The following is a 14,791-nucleotide window of genomic DNA, read 5'->3' on the forward strand; positions in this document are numbered from 1 at the left end:
GTAGCGTGCGTGCCGATGCTGTTCCCCCTGCTCCTGCTCGCCGCGCAGGCCCCCGCCCCGTCCGCCGCCGATACCGCGCGTGCCGAACGCGTGCTGGCGCGCACCCCGATTATCGACGGGCATAACGACCTGCCCTGGGAAATTCGCGACGGCCATCATGCCGCGGTCGAGGCAGTCGACCTGACCGTCGACACCAGCCGCATCGACCCCCCGCTCCAGACCGATCTGCCGCGCATGGCCAGGGGGCATGTCGGTGGACAATTCTGGTCGGTATGGATTCCGGCGACGACGACGGGTCCGCAGGCGGTAGAGACCACGATCGAACAGATCGACATCGTCCGCCGCATGATCGCCGCCAATCCGACGCGCATGGTGCTGGCCCGCGACGCCGCCGATATGGCCCGGATCGCGAGGAGCGGCCGTATCGCCTCGTTGATCGGCGTGGAGGGCGGCCATCAGATCGACGGCCGCCTGTCGGTGCTCCGCCAATATTACAATCTCGGCGTCCGCTACATGACGCTGACCCATGGCAAGAGCGTCGGTTGGGCCGACAGCTCGACCGACGCGCCGCAGGCGAACGGGCTGACCGATTTCGGCCGCAAGGTCGTGGCGGAGATGAACCGGCTGGGGATGCTGGTCGATGTTGCGCACGTGTCCGACGCGACGATGGCGGCGGCGCTGGCGGTGACCAAGGCACCGGTGATCGCCTCGCACTCCAACGCCCGCGCCGTTGCCGACCGGCCGCGCAACATTCCCGATCCGTTGCTGGCGGCGATCGGCCGCAACGAAGGGGTAGTGATGGTCAATGCCTATCCCGCCTTCCTGTCGAGCGCGTGGAACGACTGGGACAATCGGCGCGGCGCCTATGCCAAGGCGCAGGGGCTGCCGGGTAACCGATATGGTCGCGAGACGCCACCGGCGCTGCAGGCATGGGAAGCGGCCAACCCGGCCCCCCGCGTCACCGCTGCGACCATGGCGGATCATGTCGAGCATATCGCGAAGGTCGCCGGGCGCGCGCATGTCGGCATCGGCGGCGATTATGACGGCATTTCGGGCACCGGTCCCGAAGGCATGGGCGGCGTCGACGGCTATCCGCTGCTCTTCGCCGAACTGGCGCAGCGCGGCTGGTCCGACAGCGACCTCAGCGCGCTGGCGCAGGGCAATGTCCTGCGCGTGCTGGCGCAGGCCGAAGCGGTGGCGAAGTCGCTGGCGAACCAGCCGCCGGTCGACGCCACCGCGCCCTGACCGGCGGCGGGGCCGGCATCAGTCGCGCAGCAGGTCGTTGATGCTGGTCTTCGACCGGGTCTGTGCATCGACGCGCTTGACGATCACCGCACAATACAGCGCCGGCTTGCCGTCGCCGCCACCGATCGATCCGGGCACGACCACGGCATAGGGAGGTACTTCACCCCGGAAGACTTCGCCGGTCGCGCGGTCGATGATCTTGGTCGAGGCACCCAGATACACTCCCATCGACAGCACCGCGCCCTCACCTACGCGGACACCCTCAGCGACCTCGGCCCGTGCGCCGATGAACGCGCCGTCGCCGATGATGACCGGATCGGCCTGCAGCGGTTCGAGCACGCCGCCGATGCCCGCGCCGCCCGACAGGTGCACATTCCGCCCGATCTGCGCGCAGCTGCCGACCGTCGCCCAGGTGTCGACCATCGTGCCCTCACCGACATAGGCACCGATATTGACGAAGCTCGGCATCAGGATCGCGCCCTTGCCGACAAACGCGCCGCGGCGGACGATGCTGCCCGGCACCGCGCGGAAACCGGCTTCGCGGAAGCGATGCTCGCCCCAGCCGGTGAACTTGCTCGGCACCTTGTCGAACCAGTTGGCGCCGCCCGGGCCGTCCATGATCTGGTTGTCGTTCAGGCGGAACGACAGCAGCACCGCCTTTTTCAGCCACTGATTGACCTGCCAGCCGTCGCCGACCGGTTCGGCCACGCGTGCCTCGCCCGAATCGAGCAGCGCCAGCGCGGCGTCGACCGCCTCGCGGACCTCTCCCTGCGTGTGGACGGTCAGTTCGGCACGGTTTTCCCATGCGGCGTCGATCTGGGCGGCAAGGTCGGTCATGATTCCTCCACGAAGCGTAGCCACGCGACGATGTCGTGCGTGATGTAATCGATATGGTCGCGGGCCACGCCCGGCCCCTGTTCGGATCCGTTGTCGACCCAGACGGTGGTCATCCCCGCCGCCTTGGCCGGCACAAGGTTGCGCGCCATGTCCTCGGCGAACAGCGCGGTCGTCGGGTCGATCTCCCACGCCGCGCACAGTCCTTCATAGGCGCTGACATGCGGTTTGGGGCGATAGGCGGTGGCATGGATGTCGTGGATGCCGGCAAAGCTGTCCGACAGGCCCAGCTTTTCCAGCACGCGCCGCGCATAGGGCGCATCGCCATTGGTGAAGACCAGCTTGCGTCCCGGCAGGGCGGCCAACAGGCGCGGCAGATCGGGATCGGGCACCAGCGGCGACAGGTCGATGTCGTGGACGAAATCGAGGAAATGGTGCGGATCGACCGCCTGTTCCGCCATCAGCCCCGACAGCGACGTGCCGTGGTTATGGAAATGCATCTTCTGCACCCGGTGCGCCTCCGCCGCGTCGCAGTCGAGCAGGTCGCAGATATATTGCCCCATGCGCGCCTCGATCTCGGCGAACAGGTTGGACGACGCCGGATACAGCGTATTGTCGAGATCGAAGATCCAGTCGCGGACATGGGCGAGCGCAGGTAGCATCGGTCGCGGGCTGTAGGCGGTGGTGGCGATGGCCGCAAGTTCCTCCCCGGTACGGGGAGGGGGACCATGCGCAGCATGGTGGAGGGGTTGGCCGCGCAACGCAACCGTGCCGTATGTCGACACCCCCCTCCACCACCGCTGCGCGGCGGTCCCCCTCCCCGTACCGGGGAGGATTTCTCAGGCGGCCTCTGTCCCCTCAATCCAGCCGCCGCCCAGCACCCGGTCGCCGGCGTAAAGCACCGCCGCCTGTCCCGGTGCGACGCCATATTCGGGTGCGTCGAACACCAGCCGTTCGCCGTGCAGCCGTGCCGACACCGGTTTCGCCATCGACCGCACCTTGGCGGTCAGCGGCCCTGCATGGTCCCCGCCGATCCAGTTGATCTCCGACAGGCGCGCCGCGCCCACCGCCAGCGCGCTGCGCGGTCCCACGACCAGCCGCTTCGTCGCCGGTTCCAGCCGCACGACATAGAGTGGCTCGGCAAGGCCGCCAATGTCCAGCCCGCGCCGCTGCCCGACGGTATAGCCGACCAGGCCGCCATGCCGGCCCAGCACCTGCCCGCCGAGGTCGACGATCTCGCCGCCTTCATTCGCTTCCGGGCGTAGCTTGCGGACCAGTCCGGCATAGTCGCCGTCGGGGACGAAGCAGATGTCCTGGCTGTCGGGCTTGCCGGCGACGCCGAGGCCCAGTTCGGCGGCAATTTCGCGCACTCGCGCCTTGGGCATGCCGCCCAATGGAAAGCGCAGGAAATCGAGCTGGTCCTGCGTCGTTGCGAACAGGAAATAGCTCTGATCCCGCGCCGGATCGACCGCGCGGTGCAGTTCCGCGCCCTGCGGCCCCATCACCCGCCGGATATAATGGCCGGTCGCGAGGCAATCCGCCCCCAGATCGCGGGCCAGCGCGAACAGGTCGGTAAATTTCGGCCCCATATTGCACTTCACGCACGGGATCGGGGTGCGCCCGGCCAGATAGGCATCGGCGAAATCGTCGATCACCGTCTCGCGGAAACTGGTTTCGTGATCGAAGACGTAATGCGCGATGCCCAGCCGGTCGCATACCGCGCGCGCATCGCGAATGTCGCGTCCGGCGCAACAGGAACCGGCACGACCCACCGCGGCACCATGGTCGTAGAGTTGCAGCGTCACGCCGATCGTCTCCGCACCGGTCGCATGGGCAAGGGCGGCAACGACCGAACTGTCGACCCCGCCCGACATGGCAACGACGATCCGTCGGGCGGAAATGGGTGATTCGAGTTGAAAATCAGCGGCATTCATGATCCCGCCGATAATCCTTTCACGGCCGGCTTGCAAAAATACCGGGCCATTTACCGGACCTTCAGTTGTACGGAGTAGCTATGTCGTTCGAAACCCATGAGGGAAAGATGCATTGGATCTGAGTTTCGCCCGTTTCGACCGTGGAATAGCGGTCACGCCCTTGCCGACCGAGCTGGCCGTGCTGCTGGCTGCGGCGACGGGGCGGCAGGCGGCGACGCCGACGGCTCGGTTGCAGACGCGGCTGGCGTGGAAACGCGCGCCGGTATCGCTGCTGACCCCGACCGATGGAGCGTTCAACGGCTGGACGGCGGCGTTGCTCGAACCGTGCATCGTGACGGAACACCGATCCGTCGCGAAACCCGCATGGGCCGCCCGCGAATGAAGACCATGTTTACCTAGCCGTTTTAGCCCATGTTCAAACGTATGCCCGCATGACCGCAGAAGTAGGTTTCAGGGGTCCCCACCCCGGCTCGAGGTCCAGTATGATTGAGAACCAGAAGATCCGTCCAGCAAAGGTGATCGGTCCGCTCGGCGAACCGCTTACGATCGACTCGCTGCCGCCGCCCGACACGACCCGCTGGGTCGTGCGACGCAAGGCGGAAGTGGTCGCGGCGGTCAATGGCGGGCTGCTGAGCGTCGACGACGTCTGCATGCGCTACAACCTGTCGGCGGAGGAATTCGCCGGGTGGCAACGTGCGGTCGACCGGTCGGGGATGCCGGGGCTGCGGGTTACGCGGATCCAGCACTACAAGACGTTGTACGAACGGCAGCAGCGGAAATATTGAGTATCCGTTAAATACGGGGGCGGAACAAGCTAGTCCGTTATGAGTCTTTCCATCTGTACACCCGGTACGCACGGACCGGGTCGCAGGCACCAAATGGAGGGACGTCAAATGGGTATCATTCTCTGGCTCATCGTGGGCGGTGTCGTTGGTTGGCTGGCCAGCATCATCATGCGGACCGACGCGCAGCAGGGCATCTTTCTGAACATCGTCGTCGGGATCGTCGGTGCGGTGATCGCCGGTTTCGTCACCGGGGCGAACATCAATAACGGCATTACCGTCATGAGCTTCCTGTATTCGCTGGTCGGCGCGATCGTGCTGCTGGCGATCGTGAACCTCGTTCGTCGCGGTACGGTGCGCTAAGCATCCGCTTTCCGCACGAAGAACAATGGGCCGCCCCTCACCGGGCGGCCTTTTTGTTTTGGAAGATCGAGTACGGCATGGCGGTCGCGCGCGACCGGACCCGGATCAGCTTGCGGTCAGGTCGGACAGGGTCGCTCGCATGGTCACGATGATCCCCGCCGGATCGAAGCTGATCTCGCTGTCGCCATTGCCGGTCAGTCCCAATCGCAACAGCTTCGATCCGAAACCGCGCCGGCTCGGCGTCCATACGGGCGGACCGCCCGCCTCGCGCCAGTCGAAGCGAAGCACGCCGTCGGTAACGGTCCAGTCGATCGATACCCGGCCGTCAGCGTTGGAGAGCGCGCCATATTTGACGGCGTTCGTGCCCAGTTCGTGCAGGATCAGCGCCAGCGAAAGCGCCGCGCGCGCGCCAAGCGCGACGTCGCCGCCCGACAGCACGATGCGATCGTCGCAGCCGAACACCGCCAGCACCTGACCGATGGTCGCGCGCATGTCGGCACCGACCCAGTTGCGGTCGACCAGCACGTCATGCGCGACACCCAAGGCCTGTAGTCGCCGCTCGAACGCGGCGAGCGGCTCGCGATCGACCGCGCCGCGCAACGTCTGCGACGCGATCGCCTGCACCATCGACAGCGTATTCTTCAACCGGTGCGCCAGTTCCTGGATCAGCAGGCTCTGGCGCGCCTCCGATTCGACCTGCCCCATGCCGACCTCGACCCGGTCCGCGACCTTGCGCAGGAACCCGATCTCCTCTGCCCGCCAGCTGCGGGGCGCGGGGTCGTGGACCAGAAATGCCGACACGGTACGGCCGTCGCGACGCACGGGCACGATGACGAAGGCGCCGATCGGCATCGCCAGCAACGCATCGGCGCGACCCAGCGTGCGTGAATCGGTCTGCACGTCGCGTACGACCACCGCCTCCCCGCGCTCGATCGCGTCGTGGAGCGCGCCGAAATCGCAAAGATTGCGCCGCCCGGCCAGCATCGGCCCGCCCGCGCGCGTCCAGTCGGGTTCGATCTCGATATGCGTCGTCGTCGCATCGATGCGGCCGAATCCGGCCCCGGCGACGTCCAGCGTCTCGCCGACCAGTGTCGAGGCGACCCGCGCCACCGCTGCGGCATCGTGACAGTCACGCAACATGTCGCCGAGTTCGATCAGCGCGTTCTGCCGACCATCGGCACCGCGTTCGTCGGTAATGTCCTGCAGGATCGCGCCGAAGCGTTCGCTGTCGATGCGGAAACAATGTCCGCGAAACCAGCGACGCAGCGCGGGGATATGGTGGACGAAGCCGACCGGCGTCCCGTCACGCAACAATCCGTGCAGGTCGTCCGCCCAGCGCGCCGGCGCGGCCAGATCGAGCACCCGCCCGGTCTTGGCCAGCATCGCCGCGCGATCGATACCCCATAGCGCGTACCACGCCGGATTGGCGTCGAAGAACTGCCAGTCGACGACCCGACCATCCTCGCCGCGCAGCGCCTCGCCCAGTGCGAAGCCATCGCCCAGATTCTCGAACAATCCCTGCCAGCGCTGCTCGTTGCCGCTAAGCGCCGTCTCGGCATCGGCGATGCGTGCCAGCGTGGCTTCGCGTTCGGCGAGCAGCCGCCGCGTCTCCAGCGTCGTCACCACCTGTCGCGCGAGGCTGTGCATCATCTCGCGCTGGAGGTCGCTCATTCCCTCCGGCCTGGGCGAGACATCGAGCACGCACAGCGTCCCGATCGCCACACCGTTCAGGCGCAACGGCACGCCGGCGTAGAAGCGCACCATCGGTCCGGCGGTCACGATCCCGCTGTCGCGGGTGCGGGGATCGGTCGACAGGTCGGGGATGACCAGCATGTCCTCGGCATCGAGCGCGTGGACGCAGATCGCGTCGTCGAGCGAGGTGCCGGGCGCGTCGGTGCCGACCCGGGCGGAGAACCACTGCCAATCGGTATCGATGACGGTGACGAGCGCGACCGGCGCCGCACAAATCTGTGCCGCCAACCGAACCAGATCGTCCTGCGCCGCGTCCCCGGTGGGCTGAGTCAGGCGATAATCGCGTATCGCCGCCAGCCGCTCCGTCGCCGCGGGGTCGTCCATCGCCCCCATGTCATATGCCCCCAAGGCCATGTTCCGAATAGCAATTTCCCGGGGACGACACAAGGGCCGCGCCATGGTTGGCACGGCCCTTGCACAAAAGGCCCGTAACAGGCCAGCGCCATTTACATCGGTTCCGGGTGCGATCAGGCGGTCTCGGCACTCCGCGTCCGCGCGGCAAAGCTCTTGCGAAGCTTCTGCAACTTGGGCGGAATGACCGCGAGGCAATAGGGATTGCGCTGTCCTTCGCCTTCCCAATATTCCTGATGATAATCCTCGGCCGGATACCAGGTCGTCAGCGGTTCGATGGTCGTCACGATCTTTCCGCGACCTTCGCCCGCCCGCTCGATCCCGGCGCGCGCCGCCGCTTCCTGCGCGTCCGACATCGGGAAGATTGCCGAACGATATTGGGTACCTACGTCATTGCCCTGCCGGTTGAGCTGCGTCGGGTCGTGCGTCGCGAAGAAGATGTCGAGCATCTCGTCATAGCCGATCACCGCCGGGTCATAGGTGACGCGGATCGCCTCGGCATGGCCGGTATCGCCACTACAGACCTGTTTGTAGGTCGGATGCTCGGTCGTGCCGCCGATATAGCCGCTTTCGACCTGTTCGACGCCGATCACATCGCGAAATACCGCTTCGGTACACCAAAAACATCCACCGGCGAAGATCGCCTGTTCGGTAGCCATTGCGTAATCTCCTTCTGTCAGGGAGATAGGCGCGCGCTTCGGCGGTACAATCGGGGACAGACAAGATGAGCGACGGCAAGGTTCTGGTTACGGGCGGGGCGGGGTATATCGGCAGCCATGCGGTGCTGGCGTTGCTCGACGCCGGACATGATGTCGTCGTGATCGACAATCTGGTCACCGGCTTCGACTGGGCGGTCGATTCGCGCGCCACACTGGTCGTCGCCGACATCGCCGACGACAATGCCGTCCGCGCGGCGCTGCGCGAGCACAAGGTCCATGCCATCCTGCATTTCGCCGGATCGGTCGTCGTGCCCGAATCGGTCGAGAACCCGCTCAAATATTACCGCAACAACACCGCCGCCTCGCGCAGCCTGATCGAAAGCGCGGTGGCCGAAGGGGTGAAGCACTTCATCTTCTCCTCGACCGCCGCGACCTACGGCATTCCCGAGGTCGTGCCGGTGCGCGAGGACAGCCCGAAACAGCCGATCAATCCGTACGGCATGTCGAAGCTGATGACCGAGATCATGCTGGCCGACGTCGCCGCCGCGCATCCGATCAACTATGCGGCGCTGCGCTATTTCAACGTGGCGGGCGCCGACCCCAAGGGCCGCTCGGGTCAGTCGACGGCGGGCGCCACCCACCTCATCAAGGTCGCGGTCGAGGCGGCGATCGGCAAGCGCAGCCATGTCGGCGTCTATGGCACCGATTTCGCGACCCCCGACGGCACCGGCGTGCGCGATTATATCCACGTCACCGACCTGGCCGATGCGCATGTCCACGCGCTCGACCTGCTGATGGCCGATCCGACCAAGAACCACACGATGAACGCCGGCTATGGCCGCGGCTATTCGGTGCTCGAGGTGCTGGACGCCGTCGACCGGGTCACCAACCTGACCATCGACCGCCGTCTCGAAGGGCGCCGTGCCGGCGATCCCGACGCGCTGGTCGCTGACAACAGCACCATCCTGTCGACGCTACCCTGGCGCCCGCAACATGCCGATCTGGACCAGATCGTCCGCGACGCGCTGTCGTGGGAGCGCGCGCTGGCAGAGCGCCACGCCCAGTAATCACCGTTCGGGCAGCACCTGATCGGCGACGCCCCAGCCGGCGAGCAGCCGGCTGTCGGCGCGCTGGCGCAGGTCGGCGGCGTCGCGAATCGTCCAGCGTGCCGGGCTGTCGATGTCGTCGAGTTCGCGCCATGCGACCGGGGCCGCCACCGGCGCCCCGGCCCGTGCCCGCGCCGAATAGGGCAGCACGGCGGTGCTGCCGCGCTGGTTGCGCAGCCAGTCGATGAAGATGCGCCCTTTGCGCTTCGCCTTCGCCATCGTCGCGACGAAGCGATCGGGTTCGGCCTGCGCCAGCGCGCGCGAGAAGCGGTCGGCGAAATCCTTGACCGCCGGCCACTGCGCCTGCGGGGTCAGCGGCACGACGACATGCACGCCCTTCCCCCCCGAGAGCATCGCAAAGCTGGCCAGCCCGAGATCGGCGAGATGCCGGTGCAGGTCATGCGCCGCGCGCTTCACGTCGCCGAAATCGAGCCCCTCATCGGGGTCGAGGTCGAACACCATCCGGTCGGGCCGCTCGACATCGCCGACGCCTGCGCCCCAGCCGTGAAACTCGATCGTCCCCATCTGCACGCAGGCCAGCAGACCGGCGGCGTCGCAGACGAAAAGATAGGGTTCGCGCCCGCCATCCTTCTCGGCAATCTCGACGCGGTCGACGGCATCACCGAAGCTGCCCGCATCATGTTTCTGGAAGAAGCACGCTTTTGCCCGCCCCTGCGGACAGCGCACCAGACTGATCGGCCGGTTCGCCGCCCATGGCAGCAACAGCGGCGCGACCGCATCGACATAGTTAGCCAGATCGCCCTTGGTCAGCCGGTCGCCCGGAAAGATCACCCGGTCGGCACTGGTGATCCGCACCGCCGATGTCCGCTCGACCGGCGCCGGCGTCTCGCGCACCACGTCCTTGGCCGCCTTGTCGCCGCGGAGACCCAGAAAGCTGGCATGGCGGACGATATTGTCGGCGGTAAATTCGGCAAAGGCGATCTCGGCGACCAGTTCGGGCTTTACGAACCGCGCCCCGCGCCGCACCGGTGCCGGCAGGTCGAGCGGCGCGGTCTTGCGTTCGAGCGGCGCCAGCGCGTCGCGCACTTCCGCCATCGTCGCCGCATCGAAGCCGGTGCCGACCCGCCCGGCATAGCGCAACCCGTCCTCGCCCTGCACCGCCAGCAACAGCGACTTGAACGGCCGCCCGCGCGCCTCGCTGGGGCTCCAGCCGACGATGATGAATTCCTGCCGGTGGGTGCATTTGACCTTCACCCACGCTCTGCTCCGGATGCCACGATAGGGGGCGTCGGCCGCTTTCGACACGATCCCTTCATAGCCTTCGCGGCACATCGCCTCGAACAATTGCTCGCCCGATCCGGTGACGTGCTCGGAATAGGCCAGCCGCGCATCGACATCGGCCAGCGCCGCCTGCAACCGTTCCTTGCGCCGCACCAGCGGTTCGTCGCGCCGGTCGCCCTCGCGATCCACCAGCAGGTCGAACAGGAAGCAGCGCATGTCGCCGCCTTCCTTGATCGCCGCCTGCAGCGTCGAGAAATCGGGCTTGCCGTCGTGCAGCGCGACGACCTCGCCATCGAGCAGCAACCCTGGCGGCAGGCTCGCCGCCGCGTCGGCGATGCCCGGAAACTTGTCCGTCCAGTCCAGCCCGGTGCGGGTATAGAGGCGCGGACCGTCGCCACCGGTCGCGATCAGGATGCGATAACCGTCATATTTGACCTCGTGCAGCCAGTTGCTGCCCGCCGGCACGCTGTCGACCAGCGTCGCCAGTTGCGGTTCGGTAAAATCGGGTCGACTTGCCTTGGCCTTCGCCCGCTTCTTCGCCTTCGCTGGCGGCTTTTCGGCGGCGATCTCCTCCATCGTCCGCCCGGTCTTGACGCTGGTCAGCAGCGTATCGGTCAGCGTGTCGGTGCCACCGGCTTCGCCATCGGCAACCTTGCGCAGCAGCCAGTTTTCGCGCTTTTCCTTGCCCTTGGGCTTCAGCCGGACCAGTAGCCATTCGCCGCCCATTCGCTGCCCCGCCAGCACGAAATGGAGATGCCCCTTCTCCAAATCCTTCGCCGACTTGCCCTTGATCGGCGACCATGTCCCCTCGTCCCACAGCATCACCGTGCCGCCGCCATATTCGCCCGCCGGGATCACGCCTTCGAATTCCGCATAGGACAGTGGATGATCCTCGGTGCGGACGGCAAGGCGCTTCTGATCCGGGTCGATGCTGGGGCCGCGCGTCACTGCCCAGCTTTTGAGCACCCCATCGACCTCCAACCGGAAATCATAATGCAGCCGGGTGGCGTCGTGCTTCTGGACGATGAAGCGGTTGCCCTTGCCTTTCGCCAGCGTCCCGGCCGGTTCAGCGGTTCGTGCGAAATCACGCTTGGCGTTATAGCTTGCCAGCGGATCGGATTTGCCGGCCATGTCAGGCGCGCTTGCGCGCCGCCGGCTTGCGGGCGGTGGTCTTGGCGGCCGGCTTGGCCTTGGGGGCGGCGCGTTTCTTGGGCGCGGGCTTGTCGTCGCTCGCCTTGGCCGCGCCGCCCTTCTCCAGCGATTTCTTGAGCGCGGCCATCAGGTCGACGACATTGCCGCCGCTCGGGCGTTCCTCTTCGCTGGTATCGACGATCTTGCGCCCCTTGGCCTTCACCTTGCGCTCGACCAGATCCTTCAGCGCGTCGACATAGCGGTCGTGAAACTCCTGCGGATCGAATTTCGCGGTCTTCTTGGCGATCAGCGTCTCGGCAAGGTCGAGCAGGTCCTCGTCGGGCTTGGCATCGGGAATATCGCGGAAATAGCCCTGCGCGCGGTTGACCTCATCGGCATAGCGCAGCGTCTCCAGCACCAGCCCGCGGCCACAGGGTTTGAGGCTGACGACATATTCGCGCCCGCGCAGTGCCAACTGGCCCAATCCGACCTTCTTGGTGCGCTTCAGCGCCTCGCGCAGCACGATGAACGCCTCTTCGGCCAGATCGTCGGCGGGCACCACGAAATAGGGTTTCTCGTAATAGATCACGTCGATCTCGTGCGCGTCGACGAACTGGGTCAACTCGAGCGTCTTCTTCGACTCCAGCTTGACCGCGTCGATCTCTTCCTGATCGAGCAGGACATATTCGCCCTTCTCGATCTGGTAGCCCTTCATGATCTCGTCGGGGTCGACGGGGCCGATGCCGGTCACCGATTTCTCGTAATGGATCGGCTTGCCGCTGGGTTCGTGGATCTGGCGAAAGCTGATGCTCGCCCCCGATTTGGTCGCGCTGTAGATTTCGACCGGGATCGAGACGAGGGCGAGGCGGATCTGCCCCTGCCAATATGCGCGCGCCGCCATCGCCATTTTCCCCTGGATCGTTGCTCAACCGATTCAATTCGCAGCGGAATGAGTCGTTCCGCGCGCATCGATCGCGCCGGGGTGAAATGATCGACGAAAGCGCGTATGTGGCGCCGCATGACCGATCCTTTCGACCTGTTCGATCAATGGTTCGCCGAAGCCAAAACCAGCGAACCCAATGATCCCAATGCAATGGCGCTGGCGACCGCCGATGCCGCCGGACGCCCTTCGGTGCGGATGGTGCTGCTCAAGGGTCATGGCCCCGATGGCTTCGTCTTCTACACCAATCGTGAGGGGCGCAAGGCTGCCGATCTCGCCGCCAATCCCAATGCGGCGTTGCTGTTCCACTGGAAATCGCTGCGTCGGCAGATCCGGATCGAAGGGCCGGTGACCTTGGCGAGCGATGCCGAATCCGACGCCTATTTCGCGTCGCGCGGCCGCGATTCGCAGCTCGGCGCATGGGCATCCGACCAGTCGCGTCCGCTCGATTCGCGCGAAACCTTCGAGACCCGCTTTGCCGAAATGTCGGCGCGGTTCGAGGGGCAAGACGTGCCGCGCCCACCCTTTTGGGGCGGTTATCGCGTGACGCCGAAGGTCATCGAGTTCTGGCAGGATCGTGCGCACCGGCTGCACGAACGCCGCCTGTTCACCGCGACCGCCCATGGCTGGTCGGAAGGATTGCTGTTCCCATGACCGAGACCGAACGCAAGCGGGTGATCCCGCTCGCCACCCGCGCCGCCATCGCGTCGGTGACGATGGCGCTGTTCCTGCTGGGACTGAAGGGGTTCGCGGCATGGCATACCGGGTCGGTGGCGATGCTGGGCAGCCTTGCCGACACCGCGCTCGACCTGCTCGCCAGCCTCGTGACGCTGTACGGCGTGCGCCTCGCCGCGACGCCCGCCGACCATGACCATCGCTTCGGCCACGGCAAGGCGGAGGCGCTGGCGGCACTGTTCCAGGTGATGCTCATCACCGCCTCCGCAGCGGGCATCGCATGGCGGGCGATCGCCGCCTTCGGCGCGCCGGGCGAGACGCAGGATGTCGAATTCGGCATCGGCGTGTCGGTGATCGCGATGATCGCGACCTTCGCGCTGCTCGCCTACCAGCGCAGCATCATCAACCGCACGGGATCGGTCGCGATCCGGGCCGACAATGTCCATTACCAGTCCGACCTGTTGCTCAACCTCGCGGTGATCGTCGCGATGGTGCTCGACCAGGTCTTCCACATTCGCGGCGCCGATCCGGTGATGGGCATCTTGATCGCGCTATGGCTGGGCTGGGGCGCGTTCCAGGCGTCGAGCCAGGCGATCGACCAGTTGATGGACAAGGAATGGCCGGAGGAGGAACGCCGCGCGTTCCTCGACGTCGCCGCCCGGCAGGACGGGTTGCGCGGCATCCACGACTTCCGCACGCGCCGTTCGGGCAGCCACGACTTCGCGCAATTCCATATGGAGGTCGCGCGCGACATGACCGTCGCCGATGCGCACGACGTGGTGGAAAATGTCGAACACGCGCTGCGCCGCGCCTTTCCCAAGGTGGAGGTGCTTATACATCTCGATCCCGAAGGCCATGTCGACACCGACAACCCGCTGGTGGAAGCAGACGTGACCCCGCATTGGTTCGGCAAGCGCGTGGGCAGCTATTGATGGCAATGCCTTTCACGGTCGTCGACGCGTTCGCCGACCGGCCGTTCGCGGGCAATCCGGCGGCGGTGATGCTGCTTGACGCATGGCCCGACGACGCCTTGCTTCAGTCGATCGCGCTCGAACATAATCTGTCGGAAACGGCGTTCCTCGTGCCGATAGACGGCGCGGCAGACTATGAACTGCGCTGGTTCACCCCAACCGTCGAGGTCGCGATGTGCGGCCATGCCACGCTGGCGAGCGGGCATGTCGTGCTGGGCGATCGCGACGCGGTCCGCTTCGCCACGCGCAAGGCAGGGGTGCTGACCGTCGGGCGCGACGGCGATGGCTATACGCTCGACCTGCCGGTGACGCGCGTCGCACCCGCGCCGGATGCGGCGTTGCTGGCGGCGCTGGGCTGCGAGGGCGAGGTGTTCGCCAGCGTTTCCGGCGCGCAGCAGACCAGCATCATCCTGCTCTCCGACGCGGCGGCGGTGCGCGCCTGTGCGCCGGACATGGCGGCGCTGTCGGCGTGCGAGGTGATGGCGATCGTCACCGCGCCCGGCGATGTCGCCGATATCGTCAGCCGGGTGTTCGTGCCCGCATGGGGCGTCGATGAGGATCCGGTGACCGGATCCGCCCATGCCGCGCTCGCCCCCTTCTGGGCCGAACGGCTGGGACGCGAGCGCTTCACCGCCTATCAGGCCAGCGCGCGGGGCGGGCATCTGACCTGTCGGCTGGCCGGGGATCGTGCCCTATTGGGCGGGCAGTGCGTCACCGTGATGCGAGGCGAGTTGTTGCCGTAGCTTTGCTTGGGGCCGGGCAATGCGGCGTTGGGTAGCAATCGGCAACCGACGCCCCATCTCCTT

General features: G+C 66.4%; 15 protein-coding genes. 8 read left to right on the forward strand and 7 right to left on the reverse strand.

Annotation, left to right across the window (positions count from 1 at the left end; genetic code table 11):
* The first annotated feature begins 15 nt into the window (after window positions 1-15).
* Entirely contained in the window at window positions 16-1,245 is a 1,230-nt protein-coding gene (locus tag ACZ1JS_RS13840; protein WP_465166566.1) for a dipeptidase, read from the forward strand.
* A gap of 18 nt (window positions 1,246-1,263) precedes the next feature.
* On the opposite strand, the gene dapD is transcribed toward ACZ1JS_RS13840, so the two are convergent.
* The 3 genes from dapD to mnmA form a co-directional block, all read right to left on the reverse strand.
* Window positions 1,264-2,082, reverse strand: coding sequence for a 2,3,4,5-tetrahydropyridine-2,6-dicarboxylate N-succinyltransferase (dapD, locus tag ACZ1JS_RS13845; RefSeq protein WP_465166567.1), 819 nt, complete (start codon window positions 2,080-2,082; stop codon window positions 1,264-1,266).
* Complete coding sequence (locus ACZ1JS_RS13850; protein WP_465166568.1) at window positions 2,079-2,741, reverse strand: pyrimidine 5'-nucleotidase; 663 nt, start codon at window positions 2,739-2,741, stop codon at window positions 2,079-2,081. Before ACZ1JS_RS13850 ends, dapD begins: the two co-directional genes overlap by 4 nt.
* Before the next feature lie 177 nt (window positions 2,742-2,918).
* Complete coding sequence (mnmA, locus tag ACZ1JS_RS13855; protein WP_465166569.1) at window positions 2,919-4,013, reverse strand: tRNA 2-thiouridine(34) synthase MnmA; 1,095 nt, start codon at window positions 4,011-4,013, stop codon at window positions 2,919-2,921.
* A 112-nt stretch (window positions 4,014-4,125) separates the two neighbouring features.
* On the opposite strand from mnmA, the gene ACZ1JS_RS13860 reads away from it, so the two are divergent.
* The 3 genes from ACZ1JS_RS13860 (at window position 4,126) to ACZ1JS_RS13870 (ending at window position 5,158) form a co-directional block, all read left to right on the forward strand.
* Entirely contained in the window at window positions 4,126-4,395 is a 270-nt protein-coding gene (locus ACZ1JS_RS13860) for a hypothetical protein (RefSeq protein WP_465166570.1), read from the forward strand.
* Window positions 4,396-4,495: 100 nt separating this feature from the next.
* Complete coding sequence (gene sciP / locus ACZ1JS_RS13865; protein ID WP_242119584.1) at window positions 4,496-4,798, forward strand: CtrA inhibitor SciP; 303 nt, start codon at window positions 4,496-4,498, stop codon at window positions 4,796-4,798.
* A gap of 108 nt (window positions 4,799-4,906) precedes the next feature.
* Window positions 4,907-5,158 carry a GlsB/YeaQ/YmgE family stress response membrane protein gene (locus ACZ1JS_RS13870; RefSeq protein WP_242119582.1) on the forward strand — a complete coding sequence of 84 codons (252 nt, stop codon included), beginning with the start codon at window positions 4,907-4,909 and terminating at the stop codon, window positions 5,156-5,158.
* A gap of 105 nt (window positions 5,159-5,263) precedes the next feature.
* Here ACZ1JS_RS13870 and ACZ1JS_RS13875 read toward each other — a convergent pair whose 3' ends face one another.
* Both ACZ1JS_RS13875 and msrA read right to left on the reverse strand, forming a co-directional pair.
* Window positions 5,264-7,234 carry a GAF domain-containing protein gene (locus tag ACZ1JS_RS13875; RefSeq protein WP_465166571.1) on the reverse strand — a complete coding sequence of 657 codons (1,971 nt, stop codon included), beginning with the start codon at window positions 7,232-7,234 and terminating at the stop codon, window positions 5,264-5,266.
* 143 nt (window positions 7,235-7,377) lie between these two features.
* A complete protein-coding gene (msrA, locus tag ACZ1JS_RS13880) occupies window positions 7,378-7,920 on the reverse strand; it encodes a peptide-methionine (S)-S-oxide reductase MsrA (protein WP_465166572.1) in 543 nt (180 codons plus the stop codon).
* Window positions 7,921-7,985: 65 nt separating this feature from the next.
* Between msrA and galE the strand changes: the two genes are divergently transcribed.
* The gene (galE, locus tag ACZ1JS_RS13885; protein ID WP_465166573.1) at window positions 7,986-8,987 is read left to right on the forward strand and encodes a UDP-glucose 4-epimerase GalE; all 1,002 of its coding nucleotides are present in this window, start codon (window positions 7,986-7,988) and stop codon (window positions 8,985-8,987) included.
* On the opposite strand, the gene ligD is transcribed toward galE, so the two are convergent.
* Complete coding sequence (ligD, locus tag ACZ1JS_RS13890) at window positions 8,988-11,399, reverse strand: DNA ligase D (RefSeq protein ID WP_465166574.1); 2,412 nt, start codon at window positions 11,397-11,399, stop codon at window positions 8,988-8,990.
* A gap of 1 nt (window position 11,400) precedes the next feature.
* A complete protein-coding gene (gene ku, locus ACZ1JS_RS13895; protein WP_465166575.1) occupies window positions 11,401-12,300 on the reverse strand; it encodes a non-homologous end joining protein Ku in 900 nt (299 codons plus the stop codon).
* Between the two features lie 117 nt (window positions 12,301-12,417).
* Here ku and pdxH point away from each other — a divergent pair, with 117 nt between their 5' ends.
* The 3 genes from pdxH to ACZ1JS_RS13910 are packed head-to-tail and all read left to right on the forward strand — an operon-like array spanning window position 12,418 to window position 14,728.
* The gene (pdxH, locus tag ACZ1JS_RS13900) at window positions 12,418-12,993 is read left to right on the forward strand and encodes a pyridoxamine 5'-phosphate oxidase (RefSeq protein ID WP_465166576.1); all 576 of its coding nucleotides are present in this window, start codon (window positions 12,418-12,420) and stop codon (window positions 12,991-12,993) included.
* On the forward strand, window positions 12,990-13,946 hold the full coding sequence (locus ACZ1JS_RS13905) for a cation diffusion facilitator family transporter (protein WP_465166577.1): 957 nt from the start codon (window positions 12,990-12,992) through the stop codon (window positions 13,944-13,946). The genes pdxH and ACZ1JS_RS13905 overlap by 4 nt, the downstream gene beginning before the upstream one ends.
* Window positions 13,946-14,728 carry a PhzF family phenazine biosynthesis protein gene (locus ACZ1JS_RS13910; protein ID WP_465166578.1) on the forward strand — a complete coding sequence of 261 codons (783 nt, stop codon included), beginning with the start codon at window positions 13,946-13,948 and terminating at the stop codon, window positions 14,726-14,728. Before ACZ1JS_RS13905 ends, ACZ1JS_RS13910 begins: the two co-directional genes overlap by 1 nt.
* Window positions 14,729-14,791 lie beyond the last annotated feature (63 nt).

It is taken from the genome of Sphingomonas sp. BL-S-05 (assembly GCF_055521695.1).